Source organism: Ferrimonas sp., from assembly GCF_048263965.1.
GTDB lineage: Bacteria > Pseudomonadota > Gammaproteobacteria > Enterobacterales > Shewanellaceae > Ferrimonas.
In genome coordinates this window covers 84,873-100,288 of sequence record NZ_JBLXDO010000011.1, presented here as the reverse complement: position 1 = coordinate 100,288, position 15,416 = coordinate 84,873, and the positions used below count along the sequence as shown (strand labels likewise).

Sequence of the window (15,416 nt, the reverse complement as noted above, 5' to 3'; positions counted from 1 at the left end):
CCTGGTTAACCTGCCGGGCGCAGAGAGTGGAACTCGCTGCCCTGGTTGAATCCGGGCCAATGGTCGCTGTTGGCCAGGGCGTTGCCGGCCCGGTAGAACACCTCAATGTCTTCCACGGCGCCGGAGAGGTTCCAGTGTTCCCGGTAGATATCACAGGTGTTGTGATAGCATCCTTTCATCTCTTCGCGCATGTTGGAGCGGTACTCAGCCAGAGCCTCGCTCTTGGGGGTGGAGCCGCCCCCGGCAAACACCGCAGGTACTCCCTCCTTTACAAAGGAGAAATGGTCGGAGCGGAAGAAGCCGCCGGCTTCAGGGTAGCGCTCCGGCGCCAGCGTACGCTGCTGACCCGCCGCTGCCTCACCGAGGTAATCGTCCAGCTGGGACTGTCCCAGGCCGATAACGGTGAACTCCTTAACCGCACCATAGACGTTGGTGGAGTCCAGATTGAACACCCCGGCGGTCTTCTTCAGAGATTCGGTGGGGTTGGCCACGTAGTAGCGTGAGCCCAACAGTCCCTGCTCCTCTCCTGTGACCGCGATAAACTGCACGGTGCGCATGGGAGGCTTGGGCGCGGAGACGAACTGGCGGGCGATCTCCAGAATGCCGGCCACGCCGGTGGCGTTGTCCAGGGCACCGTTGTAGATCTCCTCGCCATCGGTACCGATGTGGTCCCAGTGGGCCGTGTAGCTCACCACCTCGTCGGGACGCTCACTGCCGGTCAGCTTGGCCACCACGTTATGACTGGTGGCGTATTCCACCTTCTGATTCAGCCTGGCGTCGGCGCGGGCATTCAGCGACAGGTTAACTGGCGTCTGGGCCGCCCGGGCCATCAGCGTCTCCAGGTTCTTGCCTTCCGCCGCCAGCAGTTTCTGGGCCACCTCTTTCTGAATCCATCCCTCCATCATCGGGTGGGGGTCGGCGCTGCCGGCCAGGTCCAGTTGCGGGCCGGTCCAGCTGTTGGCCACGACGGACCAGGGGTAGGAGGCTGGCTCGGTGTCGTGGATGATCAGCGCGGCGGCGGCGCCCTTGCGGCCCGCCTCGGCGAACTTGTAATCCCAGCGGCCATAGTAGGTCATGGTGCTGCCCTTGAAGTGGTCGGGGTCGCCTGTGGCAAAGCCCGGGTCGTTCACCAGGATCAGCACGGTTTTTCCGGTGACGTCCAGCCCCTGGTAATCGTTCCAGCCATACTCGGGGGCATCGATGCCGTAACCAACGAAGACGATGTCGCTGTTGGACAGGGTCTGGGAGGGACGATCATGGAAGCTGTTGAGCACCGCCTGTTCCGGCAAGGAGAGCGGCTCGCCGCCCAGGCTCAGCTGGGTACCCGGTTCTGTGGTGTAGGTGACCATGGGGACCGGCTGGAGGTAGGAGTCGCCATTGCCGGGCTCCAGGCCCATGGCGCGAAACTGCTTTTCCAGGTAGGCCAGGGTCAGGGTCTCCCCCTCTGTCGTCGGCTGACGGCCCTGATAGCGATCGGAGGCCAGCTCCTTGATGTCGGCGCGGAACCGGGTTTCGTCGATGCCGGTGTGCTGGGCCGGGATCTGGCTGCAGGCGCCCAGTACCAGCAGGGCTGGCGCCAGTAGGGTTAATTTCATCTTTCTTCCTTCTTAATTACTGAATCTGCTGTTCAGTTGGTCCGAGCCTATCATCGCCTCAGTTGCCTGTGCCGACAAGGGTGATTTGTAAGGAATTCTGTTTGGCGAGGTGACAGTAAAACCGATTAAAAAAGGCGGCCAGGTGGCCGCCTCTTGGGGATGGTGTATGGACTCACACCACGTCAATCTCGGCGACGCAGGGGAAGATGTGGGTGGGTCTGAAGGGGTACACCTCTAGCTCCTCGATGCCGGTGACGCCGGACAGCACCAGAATGCTTTCCAGCCCTGCCTGAACGCCGGCTTTGATGTCGGTGTTCATGTTGTCACCCACAATCACCGTATCGCCAGAGTGGCTGCCCAGGTGATCCAGGGCGCTGCGGACGATCCAGGAGGAGGGTTTGCCCACATAGAAGGGGGTCTTGCCGGTGATTCTTTCTATGGGGGCACACAGGGCGGAACAGGCCGGGCTGTAGGAGGGCCCGTGGGTGTCCGGGTTGGTGGCAATAAAGCGGGCACCGTTGGCCACAAAGTTGGCGGCACGGTGGATCATGTCCCAGTTGAAGGAGCGGGTCTCACCCACCACCACAAAGTCGGGGTCGATGTCGGTGATGGTAAAACCCGCCTGATACAGCTCGTGGGTCAGGGCTCCCTCACCGATGACATAAGCCTTGTTGCCACACTGGTGCCTGAGGAAGTGAGCGGTGGCCATGGCGGAGGTATAGAACGCTGAATCCGGCAGGTGGATGCCTGAGTTTGCCAGGCGGTTGGCCAGATCCTTGGCGGTCTGGGCCGGATTGTTGGTGAGTAGTACCAGCGGGTTTCCCTGCTCCTGCAGTCGCTTGATAAAGCGATCGGCGCCGGGGATCAGCTGGTTGTCGTGCATCAGCACGCCGTCGATATCACAGATAACGCTCTTTAACTCAGTCGCCATGTATGGCTCACTCCTCGCTGGCGTACCCCTGTTCGGGCAACAGTTGACCATCCAGAAGGGCACCCTGGTCGTTCATGGCCAGGCGTCCCTCACAAAACCATTTGACCACCAAAGGATAGATGCGGTGCTCCTGGGTATGCACCCTTTGAGTCAGCGCCTCTATGGTGTCCTCTACGAACACCGGCACCTTGGCCTGGAGGATTACCGGCCCTCCGTCGAGCTCCTCGGTGACGAAGTGGACGGAGCAGCCGTGCTCGCTGTCTCCGGCGTCCAGGGCTCGCTGGTGGGTGTTGAGACCTGTGTACTTGGGCAGCAGGGAGGGGTGGATGTTAAGCATCTTCCCTGCAAACTTCTGCACCAGAGCTGGGCTCAGAATTCTCATAAAGCCTGCCAGCACCACCAGGTCCGCATTCAGCGCATCCAGTTTGGCGGCCAGGCGCGCGTCGTAGGACTCCCGGCTTTCCCCCTTCTCGGCGGGCAGGGTGATCCCTTCGATGCCAGCGTTGGCAGCGCGGGTGAGGCCATAGGCCTCGCCCTTATTGCTGATGACGCCGACGATCTGGCCGGGAACCAGACCTTCGGCGCAGGCATCGATGATCGCCTGGAGGTTGCTGCCGCTGCCGGAGATGACAACGACGATTCGGGTCTGCTGTGCCATCTTAAGCGATCACCACCTGGGGTTGGTCATCGGCACGGGCATCGATGTTGCCCAGCAGCCAGGCGTTTTCCCCTTCACTCTTCAGCAGGGCCACAGCAGCCTCGGCTTCGGATTGAGGCAGGGCGATCACCAGGCCTACGCCACAGTTGAAGGTACGGTACATCTCGTGCTGATCGATGTTGCCCACCTGCTGCAGCCAGTTGAACACTTCTGGCCACTGCCAGGAGTTGCCATCGATCACCGCCTGGGCGTCGTCAGGCAGTACCCGGGGAATGTTTTCCCAGAAACCACCACCGGTAATGTGGGAGATGGCGTGGACCTTGTGCTGCTCCAGCAGTTTAAGCACTGGCTTGACGTAGATGCGGGTCGGGGCCAGCAGGGTCTGAATCAGAGGCTGACCGTCGATGGTCTGCTCCTGAGGGTTGTCCACCCGCTCCAGCACCTTACGGATCAGGGAGTAGCCGTTGGAGTGTGGGCCGCTGGAGCCCAGGGCGATCAGGGCGTCACCCGGGGCTACCTGAGTGCCGTCGATCACGTCGGACTCTTCAACCACGCCAACGCAGAAACCGGCCAGGTCGTAATCTTCCCCTTCGTACATGCCGGGCATCTCGGCGGTCTCACCACCGATGAGGGCGCAGCCTGCCTGCTCACAACCGTCGGCGATGCCGGAAACCACCTGGGTGGCGGTGTCGACGGAGAGCTTGCCGGTGGCGTAGTAATCCAGGAAGAACAGGGGCTCGGCACCCTGCACAATCAGGTCGTTGACGCACATGGCCACCAGATCCACACCTACGGTGCCATGACCGTTGAAGTCCATGGCCAGGCGCAGCTTGGTGCCTACGCCATCGGTGCCGGAGACCAGAAGGGGCTTCTTATATTTCTCGGGCAGAGCGCACAGGGCGCCAAAGCCGCCCAGGCCGCCGCGCACTTCCGGGCGGTGGGTACGCTTTACCGCAGACTTGATGTTGTCTACCAGGGCGTTACCGGCATCGATGTCGACACCGGCGTCTTTGTAGCTGAGGGAATCGGCTTTGTTCACAGAGGCCTCGTTGTTTTTGTAGGGATTTTTATAGTGTTGATGTTCTGGCGCGCATTTTACCAGTTGCACACTGTGTGCCCAAGTTTTTCTCTGTGATGGCGGTTCACCAGGCGTAAACCGGTTGAAAACTCTTCACTTGGCCGTTTGTGGTGTGATCTGTCTCCCGTCATGGGGTGGTGGGCAGCACACTCTCTTCCCAAGGGTGGGGATTCACGCTATGATTCCGCTGTTTACCTGTAGCCTACCATTCGGAGAATAAGATGAAAGTCACTGAGGTCAAGCACCCGCTGATTCAACATAAACTGGGCTTGATGCGTGAAGCTGATGTCAGCACTAAGCGCTTCCGTGAGCTGGCAAAAGAGGTTGCCGCTCTGCTGACCTACGAAGCGACCTCCGATTTTGAGACCGAGTCTGTGGAGATCGATGGCTGGAACGGTCCCATCACCGTTAACCAGATTAAGGGTAAGAAAGTGACCGTGGTGCCTATCCTGCGTGCAGGCCTGGGCATGATGGATGGTGTTCTGGAGCACATCCCCGCTGCCAAGGTGTCCGTTGTGGGCATCTACCGTGATGAAGAGACCCTGGAGCCAGTACCTTACTTTGAGAAGCTGGTGTCCAACATTGATGAGCGTATCGCTCTGGTTGTGGATCCGATGCTGGCCACCGGTGGTTCCATGATCTCTACTCTGGACCTGCTGAAGAAGCGCGGTTGTACCAGCATCAAGGTTCTGGTTCTGGTCGCGGCTCCCGAGGGCCTGAAGGCTCTGGAGGAGGCTCACCCGGATATCGAACTGTTCACCGCTTCCGTGGATGAGTGCCTCAACGACAAGGGCTACATTCTCCCGGGACTGGGTGACGCCGGGGACAAGATCTTCGGAACCAAGTGATTTCAGAGACGGCGCCATCGGCGCCGTTTTTTTGAATCCCGTGAAAGCCGGGAGAGCCCAGGCTCACGCTTTCGACCCTACATCGGCACCCAGATGCCGATCACATAATTACGATAAATAACAACGAGGTTAACATGCAGCAGCAAGCTGTTACGGCCGGGGCTGCGCCTGTCCCGGCAACCTGGCGACAGGTGGTCGCCGGTACCCAGATGCTTTTCGTGGCCTTTGGTGCCCTGGTTCTGGTTCCCCTCCTTACCGGTCTGAATGTCAACGTTGCCCTGTTCACCGCGGGTGTGGGCACCCTGTTGTTCCAACTGGTGACCAAGCGTTCTGTTCCCGTATTCCTGGCCTCCTCCTTTGCCTTCATTGCCCCCATCTCCTATGGCGTGGCCCAGTGGGGCGTCTCCGCCACCATGGGCGGCCTGATGGCGGCTGGCGTGGTGTATGTGGTGCTGTCTCAGGTGGCCCGTGCCGGTGGCATGGAAGCGATCAACAAGTTGCTGCCTCCGGTCGTCGTGGGTCCGGTGATCATGGTGATTGGTCTGACTCTGGCGCCTGTGGCGGTGAATATGGCCCTGGGGATGCAAGGGGACAATCAGGCCTATGAGACAGGCCTGGCGCTGTCCATCGCTCTGCCTACCCTGATTACTGCCCTGGTTGTGGCGGTGATGGGCAAGGGGATGCTGCGTTTGCTGCCGATTCTGTCTGCGGTGGTGGTGGGGTACAGCCTCTCCTGGTTTGCCGGCATCATCGACTTCAGCGGCGTGGCTGCCGCACCCTGGTTTGCCATTCCGGATTTCACTGCGCCGAGCTTCCACTGGGAGGCGATCCTGTTCCTGATCCCTGTGGCCATTGCCCCGGCGGTGGAGCACATCGGTGACATGCTGGCCATCAGCAATGTGACTGGCAAAAACTACGTGAAGAAGCCGGGCCTGCACCGTACCCTTCTGGGTGATGGTGTTGCGACCATGGCCGCTGCCAGTCTGGGTGGACCACCAAACACCACCTACTCTGAGGTGACCGGCGCGGTGATGCTTACTCGCAACTACGATCCCAAGGTGATGACCTGGGCGGCGGTAAGCGCCATCCTGTTGGCCATGGTGGGTAAGTTCGGTGCCATCCTGGCCACGGTGCCCACTGTGGTGATGGGTGGCATCATGATCCTGCTGTTCGGCTCCATTGCCGCAGTGGGCATGAGCTCCATGATCAACAACAAGGTGGACGTGTCCGAGCCCCGCAACCTGGTGATTGTGGCGGTGACCCTGGTGTTCGGCATCGGCGGTATGACCATTAAGATGGGGGAATTCACCCTGCAGGGCATCGCCCTGTGCGCCGTGGTGGCCATCCTGCTGAACCTGGTATTGCCAAAGAACTTTGGCCATGAAGATGAGGCCTGATAGCCAGCCCATCTAACGAGGAAGAGGACTCCCTGAGTCCTCTTTTTTTTCTATCAGTCATCCGGTGTTCATTTTCCCTGCATCAGGTGTTCATTTTCTGTTTTCCTGTGGAGCAGGGAGGCGGTCATTCAACTTCCCTGCCTCTGTGATACACTCTGGCCATTGATATTGACCCTCAGGAATCTTCGTGAAAAGACTCGCTTTTTTACTGCCTCTGCTGTTCTGTACTTCCGCTATGGCGGTGGAGGTGGCAAACCTCTATCAGGCCCAGGTTCAGGTGGAAGGGCGTGAGCGTGCCGAGCGCCAGCAGAAGATTCCCGATGCCCTGATTCAGACCCTGGTCCGGTTGACCGGCGATGCGGCCATTGCCGAGGACCCTCGCATGAAGGGGATGCTGGGCAATCCCACCCGTTTTGTTTCTAGCTTTGGCTATGGCGGCGATCCCCTGACCCTGACCATCCAGTTCGATGGCTCGCTGCTTGTGGAAGAGATGCAGCAGCGACAACTGCCGGTGTGGGGTAAGCAGAGGCCTCTGACCCTGGGGTGGGTTGCCCTGGAGGATGAGCAGGGAGAGCGGCAGTTGATGTCTGAACAGCTGGATGCCGAGATGCTGGAGGCCTGGCGAGAGCAGTCAGAGTTACGCGGTCTGCCCCTGTCGCTGCCGTTGATGGATCTTGAGGACGCCATCCGGGTTGGCCTCAATGACGTCTGGGGCTTTTTTGTGGATCCGGTGGCTGAGGCCAGTGAGCGTTACCAGGCGGACTTCTTTATGCTGGCCCGGATCTGGCCCGGCGCAGACGCCTGGTATTACACCCTGGCCCTCTACCCCTATCAGCAGGCCAGCCAGGAAGACCGTTATGGTTTTGGCAGTGTGCGTCGCAGCGTGATGCAAAAGAGCGGTCAGGCCGAGGGACTGGAGCAGGGTTTGATGGCGCTCCAGCAGGAGTTAGCCGGATACTACGCTCGTCGCTACGCCACAGTGGCCAGCGAAGAGGAGGCCCAGAAGCAGCTGGTGTTCGAGATTCAGGGCAGCATGTCCGAGTTGGTTGCCGTCGAGCGCTATCTTCGTGGCCTCAGTGCCATCTCCAGTCTCCAGGTGACCAGCTTGCAGGATCGTCAGGTGAGCTTTGCCGTGGAACTGGTGGGGTCAGCCGACGCCCTGGCGCAGATTCTGGAGCTGGAGCCCAGGGTGGAAACTCTGGTCTCTGACGATGAAATGGTCACTCAGACCCGATATCGTTGGATCGGCAACCAGTGAAATTGGGACGGGCGTGAGCCCGTGCTACAATGACGCCATCTTGCGGACTGGAGCTGTAAATCCCTAGTGCAATCGAATTCACCCATTCAGCTCTCCCTGCCTGTACATCTGCCGGACGATGAGACCTTCGGCAGTTACTACCCGGCGGCCAACCAGCAGTTACTGGAGGCGATTCGTCAGGTGGCCGAGGGCAAAGGGGAGACCGTTACCTACCTTTGGGGACAGGCCAAATCCGGCCGTACCCATCTGCTGCATGCCGCCTGTGCCCACGCCAGAGAGCTGGAGCGCCAGGCGTTCTATCTCCCCCTGGGCATCCACGCCAGTATGTCTCCTGCTGTGCTCGAAGGTCTGGAAGACCTCTCCCTCATTTGCCTGGATGATATTGACCAGCTGGCTCGAAACCCCTTCTGGGAGGAAGCGGTGTTTGATCTCTATAACAGGATCAATGAGCGCGGTGACTGCAAGCTGATTGTCTCTGCCAGCTGCCCCGCCGGACAGGCTGGCTTCCTGCTGCCGGATCTGGTTTCCCGGCTGAACTGGGGGGTGCACTACCAGGTGCAGTCGCTGACCGATGAGGAGAAGCTGACGGCTTTGCAGCGCCGGGCCAAGGCGAGGGGGCTGGAGTTGCCCGAGGATGTGGGTCGCTTTATGCTCACCAGGCTGGCCCGGGATCTGCGCACCCTGTTTGATGTGCTGGACAGGCTGGACAAAGCCTCCATGCAGGCTCAGCGCCGACTGACCATCCCCTTCGTCAAGGAGACTCTGCATCTCTAGGGAGTCGACCGAGTCAGCAACATAAGAAAAGGCCGCATCTGCGGCCTTTTCTCGATTGAGTACCCGAAACACACCGCTGAACTGTCTTGTCCGTGAACAGGGGCTCTCGCCGGTGATGTTTATGTCATCGGGTTGGCGCTCTAATGCGCCACTTTCCAGTCCGGTGCCCTGCCTGGGTGGCGGTGGTGCCCCTCCTTGGGAGAGAGCAGAGAGGGCATGGCCTGAACCCGGGGAGCTGCGGTGGCGCTCTCCAGGGTTAGGTTCTGGGCCCAGCTTTCGCCGCTGCGCATCGGGGTGGGACTGGGCAGCCCGGAGATCACCGCATTGGCATTTAACGAAGGCATCAACTCGGTGAGCACCAGATCCAGTCTGGGCAGAATCGAGGTTTCGCCGATGCGACCCCGCTGGCCCCAGTCGACGGTGATGCTGGAGGCGGTAACCTGCTCCGGCAGATCGGTGACCGCCACATCCCGGCGGATCTCATACCTGTGCATCATCATCGCTTCTTCAAACAGCATGGCCAGATCCTCTCTGGAGGTGGAGTAGCTGTAGTCATCGTTGGCGCGGTCTCCGGAGAAGAAGGCGGTGATGTCATCGGGCTGATAGCTCTTTTGCACAGTGGTGGCCGTGCTGCCTCTGAATTGCACGTCGGCCAGTGCCTTCATCTCGCTGCTCTGCAGTGGCAGGTCCCGGATGAGGTGGTCGGAGATCAGGGCATTTTGTTCGCTGCGCTGATAGAAGGCCTGCAACAGGGTGGAGGCACTGATGCTGTCCCAGGTACTGCTGGGGAAGAAGTCGTTGGCGTGGGCCAGCTCGTGATAGAGCAGGCTGGCCAGATCAGGTTCCAGGGCACCCAGGCTGCGGCTCACTTCCAGATAGGGCGGGTAGTAGACGCTGGCATAGCTGTTGCCTTTCACATAGCGCCAGGGGGTGAGGAAGTTGAGTTCGCTGCCGAAGCCGCTGCGAAAATCCGGATCTTCATTGATGGTGGCCATCTGCCAGGGAGATTGCCACAGATCCGACGGGTCCAGATAGATGGCGCCGGTGGCGACCCAGTAGAAGGAGGGGCGTACATCGGAGCTGATGACCACTGCGGTGACCGCACCCAGCAAGCGACGGAAGTCGCCATGGGTATCGCGTTGCTCCAGGAAGCTCTTGAAGGCCTCGCCCATCCAGGGGTGAGAGACCACCACCCGCTCCATCACCTGATCCACCGTGGGGTTGGGGTGGCTCTGACCTAGCAGCGGCAGGGTGTCTATGCTGCAGGGAGAGGAGGAGGCCAGCTGGGTGGAGTAGACGCAGCGTCCCAGAGCATCGGCCCAGGGAGAGTCCGAATCCCAGGCCATCACCCTGGTCAGGGGAGAGTCAAACAGGGCGCCTGAGACGGGAGTGGGTTCGGCGGTGACCAGCACGTAGGCGTTGTCGCTGACACTCTGGCCATTGTCACTGGCGCTGGCGCTGACAGTAATCAGGGTATCCTGGTTGACCACAGGGGCGGTAAAGGTCAGCAGTTCAGGGTCGCTGTTGTCCATGTCACGGATGCCAGGGCCAGAGCGTTGCTGCCAGCTGATGTTCTGCAGTGGCTGGCTGCGATCGCCGCTGCGACCGAGGCGCATGGAGACGCGCCCGCCAGACGGTGCCACTTGGTCACCTCGGATGCGCGTCGCCGCTACCGGTTCTGTGGTGCTGATGTCCACGGGGGCAAGGAGTACGTTGCCCTGGGTGTCGGTTATGGTCAGCTGAAACTCGTAGAGCGTAGCCTGTGGGGCGTCGAAGGCCGCCATGGGCGAACGGGGGTTGGCGATGTTGACCGCCGGGCCAGAGAGCTGGCTCCACTGGAAGCTGAGGTCCCGGCTGGGTACGCCATCGACGGTGGCCACCAGGGCAACACTGCCGTCTGCTGCCGGACTCAGGTTCAGTTGCAGCTGTGACGAGGGGGGAAGTGGCGTGGGATCAGGAGAGGCGCCCCCGCCTCCTCCGCCACAGGCGGTGAGCAGGCATAAGGCGGACAGGGCAATCCAGTGCTTCTTCATAGGCTCTCTCCCATAGGGGTTAAGGGTTCACCTCGGCGCCAATGGCCTCGGTGACCCTACTCGGTTATTGCTTCTTTTTCTTCAGTCCCAGCCCCAGTTCTCTGCCGCGGCTGCGGGCGTAAAAACTGCTGGCCAGCAGCCAGCTCAACAGCAGTATGGTGGCCAGGGTTGGCCACCAGAATGCCTCTCTGGCTACCCACAACTGAGTCAGGCTGGCCACCAGATAGAGACAGGCGATGAAGCCTGACCAGGCATGGGTGTAGGGTTTGCCTTTGAGCATCCCGGCAAGGGGCAGAAACAGGGGCACCAGCATAATCAGGCTGAAGCCCAGGGAGTAGCCGCTCCCGGGGACCAGCCACAGCTGCCAGAGGGGAATGTAGATCAAGCAACTGAGGTAGCTACCCAGGGCGAAGCGGCCCAGGTTTTCGCTGCTGTTCACCATCTTATTTGAGGATCTCCAGCACCTGTTCCGGGGGACGGCCTATGGCGGCACGATCGCCGTGGACCACAATGGGGCGCTCAATCAGCTTGGGGGTGCTGAGCATGGCGGCGACCAGGGCGTCATCGCCAGCATCGGCCAGGTTCTGCTCCTTGTATTCAGCTTCCTTGGTGCGCATCAGCTGGCGGGGGGCCAGGCCCAGCATGTCGAGGACCTGGCGAAGCTCCGCTTCGGAAGGCGCCTGCTTCAGGTATTCATATACCTCTGGGGTGACCCCCTGCTCCTCCAATAAAGCCAGGGTTTGGCGGCTCTTGGAACAGCGGGGGTTGTGCCAGATGCGGATAGTTTGGGTCATGGTAATGAACTTCCTGTGATCATGATCTCATTATTGGGTCATTCTACGTCGGGCCGTCATCAGATCAAAGGGATTTCATCTCCTGCTCCGACTTACGCAGCTCTTTGATTCTGGCGTCGATACGCGCCTTTTGCAGCGGGTTGTCTTTTGTCTGGCGGTAGGCATACTGAAGCTGCTCAATCGCCTGGCCGTAGCCGGCTGACAGGGCCAACAGTTCCGCCTGAACCATGTGGCGCTCGGCCGTCAGGCCCATCTTGCGGTACACCTGGGACAACAGGTCATAGGCCACTACACTGTCCTTGTTGAGCAGTATTTGTTGCTCAAGCAGGGTGCGGGCCTCCTTGAGTTGACCGGTTTGCAGCAGCACATTGGCCAGGTTGATCTCAATGACACTGTTATCAGGCCTGAGCTTCTGCGCCTGGCGCAGCAGGGCGATCGCTTCCTTGGGACGCTTTTGCATCAGCAGGATGTCGGCGGCGGTATCCAGATAGAACAGGTTCTGGGGGTTCTTCGCCAGCAGGGCATTGAGCTCCTTCTCTGCCTCATCGAAGCGCTCCATGTCCAGCAAGGTCAGCGCCTTTCCGTAATGGGCGGCATCGATGACCACCGGGTCGCCCATCTTGGCCTGTTTATCAAACAGGAACAGGGCGTGGTCCTTGTCCAGCTTGGAGTAGCGAACCTGAACCCTGGCCTTGGCCAGATGGAACAGCAGGTTTTCCGGCACCGGACGATAGGGATAGAGGGCCGCCCGGGCCCTGGCGTCGGCCACCCGGCTTTCCGGCAGGGGGTGGGTCAGCAGCATCTGGGGGGGCTTGCTGGCGAAGCGGTATTTGGCCGCCATCTTGCCGAAGAAGCTGGGGACGGCGTTGGGGTCAAACCCGGCGGCTGCCAGGGTTTTGATGCCGATGCGATCCGCTTCTTTTTCATTGCTTCGGGTGTAGTTGATTTGCGCCTGCTGGCTAATGGCCAGAGTCGATTGCAGGGCGGCAATGCCCGCTTCAGGGGAGGCCATGGCCAGGATGATGGAGCCGATAACCCCGGCCACTGTGGCTGGGGCGGTCTTCTTCTGCGCTTCGATGGCCCGGGCCAGGTGCCGCTGGGTCACGTGGGCGATTTCGTGGCCCAGTACCGATGCCAGTTCACTCTCGTTGTCCGCTTCGTTGAGGATGGCGGTATGAACACCCACATGGCCGCCGAAGAAAGCGAAGGCGTTAATTTCGTTGTTGTTGATCAGAAAGAAGGTGAAGGGAGTCTTGACGTTGTCCGCCCTGGCCACCAGCCGGTTGCCCAGATCGTTGAGGTACTCGTTCATCACTGGATCGTGAATGATGGGAAGCTGACCACGCAGCATCCGCATGTAGAAGTCCCCTATCTGACTCTCCTTGTCGATGGAGAGTGTGCTGGAGGCTACGGTGCCCAGCTCAGGCAGTTCAGAATGTGCCTGGGCCGCCGTGAGCCCCAGTGTCGCGCTCAGCAGCGCGGCGCCCAGAGTGAGTGAAAAACGTCTTATCACGTGTGTCCTTGATGTCCGTTTCTGATGGTGTTCCGGCCAGTGTACCTGCATCCGCCTGTGAATGACCACAGTGTTGCGCAGGCATTTACCCGAGGTTAAGGAAGTAATGCTATGTTTTAACTTAGGTTATTTACGCCTTTGGCTCCCGTTTGGTCGGGAGGCTCAATAGAGTCCGCCGACCTTTGCCGGTTGGATTTCAATCAGGCCTGTGGGTGCAAAAGCCATTCAGTAAACCGCAGTGTGTTTCTGTTAGTCTGCTCAGAGGCCTGTTGGGTTCCAGCGACTTTACATAATCTTGCATCGCGGGTTTGTGGTTTGCCTGAGCTAGGGGGATAATGACGCCCGATTCGGGGCAGTTTCCTATCCGGGATGAGTTTCCGGTGGACAGGCCTATTTAGCCGGCAAGGAAGTCAGGATGCAATTTGTTGATCTTTCGAGTTATCGCTGCCCAATGGCCTTCGTACAGGCCAAGTTGGCGATGAAGGATCTCGGTCGGGGCGAAACGCTGGAGCTGCTTATCGGCGACCCGGCAACCTTGCGGGACCTGATCCCCTATGCCCGGCGCTGCGGTTTTTCGGTGGAGTCCGAAACGCGGCCACAGGGGACGGCAGTCTATCTGCGCCCGCAACATTAAAAGACAGAAAAGGTTTTAGAAAAGTATGTGGAATCTACTCCGCAACTGGTACCAGGAGAAGTTCTCCGACCCTCAGGCGGTCACCCTGGCACTGATCCTGATGGTGGGCTTCGCCATCATCTACTTCTACGGCAAGCTGATCACCCCACTGCTGGTGGCTGTGGTGCTGGCCTACATGCTGGAATGGCCGGTGGCGCAGATGGCCAATCGGGGCCTGCCACGCTCCCTGGCGGTGTCGCTGGTGCTGCTGGTGTTCGTCGGGGTGATGATGATGTTCTGTCTCATCGCCCTGCCTCAGATCTGGAACCAGGGGATCAGCCTGGCGCGTGAACTGCCCGATATGATTGGTCAGGCTCAGGGGATGGTCCTGACTCTGCCCCAACAGTATCCCGAGGTGATCAGTGAGAAGCAGGTCCAGGAGCTGATGCAGAACCTCAACAATCAAATTCTGGCCTGGGGTCAGCAGGTGCTGCAGATCTCCCTGGGCTCCCTGGTGGACCTGGTGGCCCTGGCGGTATACGCCATTCTGGTGCCGCTGCTGGTGTTCTTCTTCCTCAAGGACAAGCGCCAACTGCTGCGCAGCCTCAGCCGCTTTGTGCCCAGCAACCGTGAACTGGCCAAGCAGGTGTGGGCCGAGATGAACGGTCAGATCGTCAACTACATTCGCGGCAAGGCCATTGAGATCATGATCATCGGTGTGGCCAGCTATCTCACCTTCCTGTTTATGGACCTGCGCTATGCCGCCCTGTTGGGGCTGGCGGTGGGTCTGTCGGTGCTGATCCCCTACATCGGCGCGACCGTGGTGACCATTCCTGTGGCTCTGGTGGGCCTGTTCCAGTGGGGGGTGACCCCACAGTTCGGTTATCTGATGCTGGCCTACGGCATCATTCAGATGCTGGACGGCAACGTGCTGGTGCCGATTCTGTTCTCCGAAGCGGTGAACCTGCATCCGGTGGCGATCATCATCGCCGTGCTGATCTTCGGCGGCCTGTGGGGCTTCTGGGGAGTGTTCTTTGCCATCCCCCTGGCGACCCTGGTCAAAGCCGTGATCAACGCCTGGCCCAGCAGTGAGATGGTGCAGGAGGCGGGTCAGTGAGTCAGCTTCCCGTCAACGAAATCTTCGAAACCATTCAGGGAGAGGGGCAGTTTACCGGCATGCCGGCGGTGTTCCTTCGTCTTCAGGGGTGCCCGGTGGGGTGTCCCTGGTGTGACACCCGCCATACCTGGGAGGTGGAGCCTGAACATCACGTCTCCCCTGAGCAGATCATCGGTGTCAGTGGTGATAAGCCGATCTGGGCCCATTATGATGAAGCCCAGCTGGTGGCTTTGCTCTCCGATGGCCGCTACAGCGCCCGTCACCTGGTGATCACCGGTGGCGAACCCTGTCTGTACGATCTGACCCAACTGACCCGGTTGATGCACGTCGCTGGCTGGCAGTGTCAGATTGAGACCTCCGGCTGTGCCGAGGTGCGCTGTGATGAGCAGACCTGGGTGACGGTATCGCCCAAGGTGGGGATGAAGGGCGGCTTGCCCGTACTGAAGCAGGCGCTGGCAAGGGCGGACGAGATCAAGCACCCCATCGCCACAGAGCGGCACATCGAGGAGCTGGATCAGCTTCTGGCGGGCCAGGCTCTGCCAAGAGAGCCGCAAATCTGTCTGCAGCCCATCTCCACCAAGAAGCGGGCGACCGAGCTGGCCATCGAAACCTGCATCAAGCGCAACTGGCGACTGTCGGTGCAGACCCACAAGTATCTGGATATCGATTAAGCCGTTACCTTAGCCCTAAAGAGAAAGACCGCCATCTGGCGGTCTTTTTTGTCAGCATTACCTGGGGTGGTCGGCCAGCAGGCAGTTGTCGTTCTGAATAGAGTGGGGTTCTTTGTGGTTGATTTTGTCGCTCTCA

Annotated in this window: 15 protein-coding genes; 7 read left to right on the top strand and 8 right to left on the bottom strand. The window is 59.9% G+C overall.

From position 1 onward, the window contains the following. Positions 1-5 precede the first annotated feature (5 nt). The 4 genes from ACN0RV_RS11640 to purM form a co-directional block, all read right to left on the bottom strand. Positions 6-1,595, bottom strand: a complete 1,590-nt coding sequence (locus ACN0RV_RS11640; RefSeq protein ID WP_417347761.1) for a M28 family metallopeptidase — start codon at positions 1,593-1,595, stop codon at positions 6-8. Between the two features lie 172 nt (positions 1,596-1,767). Further along, positions 1,768-2,526, bottom strand: a complete 759-nt coding sequence (locus ACN0RV_RS11635) for an HAD-IIA family hydrolase (RefSeq protein WP_417347760.1) — start codon at positions 2,524-2,526, stop codon at positions 1,768-1,770. Positions 2,527-2,533: 7 nt separating this feature from the next. Further along, a complete protein-coding gene (gene purN / locus ACN0RV_RS11630) occupies positions 2,534-3,184 on the bottom strand; it encodes a phosphoribosylglycinamide formyltransferase (protein ID WP_417347759.1) in 651 nt (216 codons plus the stop codon). Between the two features lies 1 nt (position 3,185). Beyond that, positions 3,186-4,223 (bottom strand): phosphoribosylformylglycinamidine cyclo-ligase, encoded by a 1,038-nt coding sequence (gene purM, locus ACN0RV_RS11625; RefSeq protein WP_417347758.1) that lies wholly within the window; start codon positions 4,221-4,223, stop codon positions 3,186-3,188. 260 nt (positions 4,224-4,483) lie between these two features. Between purM and upp the strand changes: the two genes are divergently transcribed. The 4 genes from upp to hda all read left to right on the top strand — a co-directional run bounded on the left by upp (position 4,484) and on the right by hda (position 8,539). Next, positions 4,484-5,110: a uracil phosphoribosyltransferase gene (gene upp, locus ACN0RV_RS11620; RefSeq protein WP_028108110.1), complete on the top strand. Its 627-nt coding sequence runs from the start codon at positions 4,484-4,486 to the stop codon at positions 5,108-5,110. A gap of 134 nt (positions 5,111-5,244) precedes the next feature. Continuing rightward, the gene (locus tag ACN0RV_RS11615; RefSeq protein WP_051215811.1) at positions 5,245-6,507 is read left to right on the top strand and encodes a uracil-xanthine permease family protein; all 1,263 of its coding nucleotides are present in this window, start codon (positions 5,245-5,247) and stop codon (positions 6,505-6,507) included. Positions 6,508-6,694: 187 nt separating this feature from the next. Beyond that, entirely contained in the window at positions 6,695-7,765 is a 1,071-nt protein-coding gene (locus tag ACN0RV_RS11610) for a DUF2066 domain-containing protein (RefSeq protein ID WP_417347757.1), read from the top strand. A 66-nt stretch (positions 7,766-7,831) separates the two neighbouring features. Then, a complete protein-coding gene (hda, locus tag ACN0RV_RS11605) occupies positions 7,832-8,539 on the top strand; it encodes a DnaA inactivator Hda (RefSeq protein WP_417347756.1) in 708 nt (235 codons plus the stop codon). A gap of 140 nt (positions 8,540-8,679) precedes the next feature. Here hda and ACN0RV_RS11600 read toward each other — a convergent pair whose 3' ends face one another. From ACN0RV_RS11600 to ACN0RV_RS11585, 4 genes are all read right to left on the bottom strand, one after another. Beyond that, positions 8,680-10,572, bottom strand: coding sequence for a PKD domain-containing protein (locus ACN0RV_RS11600; RefSeq protein WP_417347755.1), 1,893 nt, complete (start codon positions 10,570-10,572; stop codon positions 8,680-8,682). 64 nt (positions 10,573-10,636) lie between these two features. Further along, positions 10,637-11,014: a DUF2069 domain-containing protein gene (locus ACN0RV_RS11595; protein ID WP_417347754.1), complete on the bottom strand. Its 378-nt coding sequence runs from the start codon at positions 11,012-11,014 to the stop codon at positions 10,637-10,639. A gap of 1 nt (position 11,015) precedes the next feature. Further along, positions 11,016-11,366, bottom strand: a complete 351-nt coding sequence (arsC, locus tag ACN0RV_RS11590; RefSeq protein ID WP_417347753.1) for an arsenate reductase (glutaredoxin) — start codon at positions 11,364-11,366, stop codon at positions 11,016-11,018. A 64-nt stretch (positions 11,367-11,430) separates the two neighbouring features. Next, positions 11,431-12,879: a M48 family metalloprotease gene (locus tag ACN0RV_RS11585; RefSeq protein ID WP_417347752.1), complete on the bottom strand. Its 1,449-nt coding sequence runs from the start codon at positions 12,877-12,879 to the stop codon at positions 11,431-11,433. A 415-nt stretch (positions 12,880-13,294) separates the two neighbouring features. On the opposite strand from ACN0RV_RS11585, the gene ACN0RV_RS11580 reads away from it, so the two are divergent. Genes ACN0RV_RS11580 through queE form a run of 3 tightly spaced genes read left to right on the top strand, consistent with a single transcriptional unit; the run spans position 13,295 to position 15,280 of the window. Further along, positions 13,295-13,513: a sulfurtransferase TusA family protein gene (locus ACN0RV_RS11580; RefSeq protein WP_417347751.1), complete on the top strand. Its 219-nt coding sequence runs from the start codon at positions 13,295-13,297 to the stop codon at positions 13,511-13,513. A 25-nt stretch (positions 13,514-13,538) separates the two neighbouring features. Further along, positions 13,539-14,609: an AI-2E family transporter gene (locus tag ACN0RV_RS11575; RefSeq protein WP_417347750.1), complete on the top strand. Its 1,071-nt coding sequence runs from the start codon at positions 13,539-13,541 to the stop codon at positions 14,607-14,609. A 59-nt stretch (positions 14,610-14,668) separates the two neighbouring features. Further along, positions 14,669-15,280 carry a 7-carboxy-7-deazaguanine synthase QueE gene (queE, locus tag ACN0RV_RS11570; protein WP_417347793.1) on the top strand — a complete coding sequence of 204 codons (612 nt, stop codon included), beginning with the start codon at positions 14,669-14,671 and terminating at the stop codon, positions 15,278-15,280. Positions 15,281-15,416: the final 136 nt, after the last annotated feature.